6 protein-coding genes are annotated in these 4,586 nt (G+C 74.5%); 5 read left to right on the top strand and 1 reads right to left on the bottom strand.

Translation table 11 applies throughout. The features are described 5' to 3' along the window. The 3 genes from EYQ95_RS25840 to EYQ95_RS25830 all read left to right on the top strand — a co-directional run. The coding region (locus EYQ95_RS25840; RefSeq protein WP_132332036.1) for a ribonuclease H-like domain-containing protein at positions 1-804 on the top strand (804 nt) is incomplete at its 5' end. 58 nt (positions 805-862) lie between these two features. After that, entirely contained in the window at positions 863-1,189 is a 327-nt protein-coding gene (locus EYQ95_RS25835) for an I78 family peptidase inhibitor (protein WP_132332034.1), read from the top strand. A gap of 76 nt (positions 1,190-1,265) precedes the next feature. Further along, the gene (locus tag EYQ95_RS25830; protein WP_132332032.1) at positions 1,266-1,574 is read left to right on the top strand and encodes an I78 family peptidase inhibitor; all 309 of its coding nucleotides are present in this window, start codon (positions 1,266-1,268) and stop codon (positions 1,572-1,574) included. A gap of 129 nt (positions 1,575-1,703) precedes the next feature. On the opposite strand, the gene EYQ95_RS25825 is transcribed toward EYQ95_RS25830, so the two are convergent. Then, a complete protein-coding gene (locus EYQ95_RS25825; protein ID WP_132332030.1) occupies positions 1,704-2,696 on the bottom strand; it encodes a L,D-transpeptidase family protein in 993 nt (330 codons plus the stop codon). Positions 2,697-2,816: 120 nt separating this feature from the next. Here EYQ95_RS25825 and EYQ95_RS25820 point away from each other — a divergent pair, with 120 nt between their 5' ends. Together EYQ95_RS25820 and EYQ95_RS25815 are read left to right on the top strand one after the other, a co-directional pair. Then, complete coding sequence (locus EYQ95_RS25820; protein ID WP_132332028.1) at positions 2,817-4,190, top strand: MBL fold metallo-hydrolase RNA specificity domain-containing protein; 1,374 nt, start codon at positions 2,817-2,819, stop codon at positions 4,188-4,190. Then, positions 4,187-4,492: a hypothetical protein gene (locus tag EYQ95_RS25815; RefSeq protein WP_132332026.1), complete on the top strand. Its 306-nt coding sequence runs from the start codon at positions 4,187-4,189 to the stop codon at positions 4,490-4,492. Before EYQ95_RS25820 ends, EYQ95_RS25815 begins: the two co-directional genes overlap by 4 nt. Positions 4,493-4,586 lie beyond the last annotated feature (94 nt).

Genomic DNA, 4,586 nt, shown 5'->3' with positions numbered 1-4,586 from the left:
CCCGCCGCCGCCGCCGACGCATCGACCGTCGCGGCAGCGCCGACGCCGCCTGCCGACGACGGCGACCGCCTGCGGCGCCTGCTCGGCCTGCGCGAACGCGGCGCCCCAGCGCGTCCGCGTGCGCGCGCGGTCGACCGCAGGCTGCCCGGCGAGCAGATCGACGAAGGCCTCTGGCTCATCGAATCGCGCATCGCGCACGCGCCGCCGGATGCGCCGCTGCCGTTGGACTTCGCGCGCCGCGAGGGCCGTCTGGATGCGGCCGACCTGCTGTTCTTCGACACCGAAACCACCGGCCTGGCCGGTGGCACCGGCACGCGCGCCTTCATGATCGGCGCGGCCGACTGGTTCGAGGGCGCGCTGCGCATCCGCCAGCTGCTCATCGCCAGCATGGCCGCCGAGCGCGCCATGCTGCGCACCTTCGCATCGTGGCTGCGCCCGCAGACGGTGCTGGCCAGCTACAACGGCCGCAGCTACGACGCGCCCCTGCTGCGCACGCGCTACCGCCTGGCGCGCCTGCCCGACGCCCTGCACGGGCTCGACCACCTCGACCTGCTGCACCCATCGCGCCGCCGCTGGCGCGGGCGCTGGGAGAACTGCCGCCTTGCGACCATCGAACGCGAGGCCCTGCGCATCCTGCGCGAGGACGACCTGCCGGGCTCGCAGGCGCCGGCGGCGTGGCTGGGCTACCTGCGCGGCGGCGATGCGGTCAACCTGCGCCGGGTGGCCGAACACAACCGCCAGGACGTGGCCACGCTCGCACAGTTGCTGCTGACGTTGAGCATCGAACGCCCCGCGCCACCTTGACATTGCGCACACGACGTGCACTGGACGCTGAAGCCTCCCCTCTTCCGGGTAGGCCCCCATGGCCCTGTCTGGCTCCCAACGCGAAGGCGACTGGACCCGTCTGGTGGTTCCGGTCGCGGTCCTCGTCGCTTCCGTCGCCGCCTGCAGCGTGATGCCACCGGCCGGCGCCAGCGCGCGCACGGCGGTCTGCCAGCCGCACGGAGCCGATGCGCTGGTCGGGCGCGCGGCCAGCGCGCCCATCGTGGAGCAGGCGCGCATGGCCAGCCGCAGCCAGGCCGTGCGCCTGGTCATGCCGGGCGAGGCCGAACCGCAGGTCGGGCAGATCGACCGGCTTACCCTCTTCCTCGACGAGGGCGGCCTCATCACCCGCGCCACCTGCGGCTGAACCCGCGGCGCGCGGATTGACGCGGCCGGTACGGGCGCGTACCAGAATCGGGCTTCCACCCGAATCGAGGCCCCGCATGAGCCTGCGCATCCTGCTGCCCGCCGTCGCCCTGTCGACCCTACTTGCCGCCTGCACGACCACCGCCGCGCCGCCCATGCCCGATCCGCAACCGCCTTCGCAGGACAGCTGCAATGCCGACGCCGCACGCTCGCTGGTCGGCCAGCCGGCCACGCCGGCGAACGTCGAGCGCGCGCGCCAGCTGGCCGGGGCCCGCATGGCCCGCGTGCTCAAGCCGGGGCAGATGGTCACGATGGAGTACATCGAGGGCCGCCTGAACATCGACGTCGACGACAGGAACGTGATCACCCACGTGCGCTGCGGCTGAAAGCCGGCACCACGGAAACACGACGACGGGCCGCGGCGAACGCGGCCCGTCGCGCATGGGCCGATTCCGGCACCGGCGGTGCCGCGCCCGGCCAGGGCGTGGGACGATGGCCGCTGGCGCGCGCCGCTATCAGCGCGGCGTGGCGTCGGTTTCCAGCTCCAGCGGCCTGCGCTGGGCCCCCTCGCCCAGCGGTGCATCGGTGAGCACCACGGTCGCGCCCGGCACCAGCAGCGCGTCGATGCGGCGCGCAAGCTCGGGCGGGATGGCCAGCGCGCCCGCTTCCAGCGCCTGGCGCACGGCGAGGTCGCCATCGCCGGGGCGTTCGACCTCGATCGCCTGCCAGCGCCGCGCGGCGCGGTCGGGCAGCACCGGGTCGGTGCCCTCGCCGCGGCCCTCGAGCAGCACCCAGGCGCGCGTGCCCAGGCGCAGCGCGGGGTCGGCATGGACGCGCGCGCTGCCGATGCGCACGCCGTCGCGCATGACCACCAGACGGCCGTCGCGCGTGCTCAGCACGATGCTCACCGGGCCGGTGGGCGCACGCTCGGGCGCCCACTCGTCGATGGCATCGGCCAGGCCGGTGCGACCCATCGCAGCCATCACGTCGCCGCCGGCCGCCGGGCCCGGCACGCCCGCGCGATCGGTGACGATCACCACGTCGCCCGGGCGCGTGGTCGAGAACAGCGCCTTGGCGAACGCATCGGGCAGGCGGATGCAGCCATGCGAGGCCGGATGCCCCGGCAGCCGGCCGGCGTGCAGCGCGATGCCGTCCCAGGTCAGCCGCTGCATCCAGGGCATGGGCGCGTTGTCGTAGAGATTGGAGTAATGCTCGGCACGCTTCTGCAGGATGGTGAACACGCCGACCGGCGTCTCGTGGCCGCGCTTGCCGCTGCTGATGGTGGTCGCGCCGATGCGCACGCCGTTGCGGTAGACGTGCAACTGCTGCAACGGAAGGCTGGCGACCACGACGACCGGCCCGCGCGGGGCGAGTTCGGGTTTCCAGACGTACTGGCCGGGCCTGGGCGACCAGTCGGGCGGAACCAGCGCCGCCGCGGGTGACAGCAGCACCAGGCCCAGGAGGCCGGCAAGGGCGAGACGGCGTGGGAACGGGCTGGGACGGAACATGACCCGGAGCACTGGCGGGGAACCGGCATGCTGCGCCAGCCGGCCCCTCCCGGCGCTTGAGCCACGTCAAGCGCGAGGCCTGCCGTTCACGTACGGTAGCGGCATCCTGGAGGCCCCGCGATGCCCGATCCCGCCGTCCCCCGCCTGCGCTTTCTCGGTGCCACTGGCACGGTCACCGGCTCGCGCTATCTGGTCGACGCCGGGGGCGCGCGCATCCTGGTCGACTGCGGCCTGTTCCAGGGCTATAAGGTGCTGCGCGAGCGCAACCGCAAGCCGTTTCCGGTGGACCCCGCCGGCATCGACGCGGTGCTGCTGACGCACGCCCACCTGGACCACAGCGGCTTCCTGCCACGGCTGCTGCTGGAGGGCTTCCGCGGCCCGGTGTACTGCACCGCCGCGACGCGTGACCTCTGCGCCCTGCTGCTGCCCGACAGCGGCCGCCTGCAGGAGGAGGAAGCACAGTTCGCCGCGCTCAAGGGCTATTCCAAGCACGCGCGTCCCGAGCCGCTGTATACCGAGGCCGATGCCCGCGCCGCGCTCAAGCGCCTGCGCCCGGTCGACTTCGACAGCGACATCGCGCTGCCGGGCGGCATGCAGGCACGCTGGCGCCCGGCCGGCCACATCCTCGGCGCGGCCCAGGTCACGCTCACCGCGGGCGGGCGGCGCCTGCATTTTTCCGGCGACATCGGCCGCCCGGGCGATGCCCTGATGCCCGCACCCGCCCCGCCGCCGGCCTGCGACCTGCTGGTCTGCGAATCCACCTACGGCGACCGCCTGCATCCGCAGGTCGATGCCGAGGAGGAACTGGCCGCGGTGGTGCGCAGCGTGGCCGCACGCGGCGGCGTGATGGTGGTGCCGACGTTCGCCGTCGGCCGCGCGCAGGAGCTGATGCTGCACCTTGCGCGGCTGCGTGCGCGCGGCGCGATCCCCGACGTGCCGGTGCACCTGGACAGCCCCATGGCGGTCGATGCGACCGAGCTCTACCGCCGCCACATGGGCGAGCACCGCCTCGATGCCGAGGAATGCCGGCGCATGTTCGCCGTGGCCAGCTTCGTCAACAGCGTGGAGCAGTCCAAGGCGCTGGACCGCCAGCGCGGGCCGCGCATCATCCTCTCGGCCAGCGGCATGCTCACCGGCGGCCGCGTGCTGCACCACGTGGCCGCCTTCGGCGGCAACCACCGCAACGCCATCGTGCTCTCGGGCTACCAGGCCGGCGGCACGCGCGGGGCCACGCTGCTGTCGGGCCAGCGCAGCCTGCGCATGTTCGGGCGCGACGTCGACATCCGCGCCGAGGTCGTGCAGCTGCGCAGCTTCTCGGCGCATGCCGACGCCAACGAGATCCTGGCCTGGCTGCGCAGCGGGCCGGGCGCGCCGGGGATCACCTACGTCACCCATGGCGAGCCGGCCGCGGCCGACGCGCTGCGCCAGCGCATCGCCCACGAGCTGGGCTGGCACGTGCGCGTGCCCGACCACGGCGAGGAAGTGGAGGCGTGAGCCCCCGGGGTCCCGCGCGGCGCGACCTCGCCGAGGCCGGCCTGGCCGCGCTCGCGGCATTCGCGCTGACCGCGGCGATCGAGGTCGCCACCGCGCGCGGCGCGCTGCTGCTGGTGCTGCATCCGCTCTACCTGGCCACGCTGGCGGTGGCGGCCCTGCTCGGCGCGCTGGCCGTGCGCCGCCTGCGGGCGCTGCGCGCGCTCCACGCCACCGCGCTGGTGGCCGTCACCTTCGCCCTGCAGCTGGTGCTGCTGGTCGTCTGGGGCGCCGGCGTGTCGTGGATGCTCGCCGTGCGCGGCTGAGCCACGGCGGCGCGTCGCCGCGCCAGTGCCGCGTATCGCCCGCGTGCGCGCTCAGGCCGCCGCGCGGCTGCGGTTGCGCACGCGCGGACGGGCC

It is taken from the genome of Lysobacter sp. N42 (assembly GCF_004344885.1).
The sequence above is the reverse complement of the archived record's forward strand: the minus strand, read 5'-3'. Positions and strand labels throughout refer to the sequence as shown.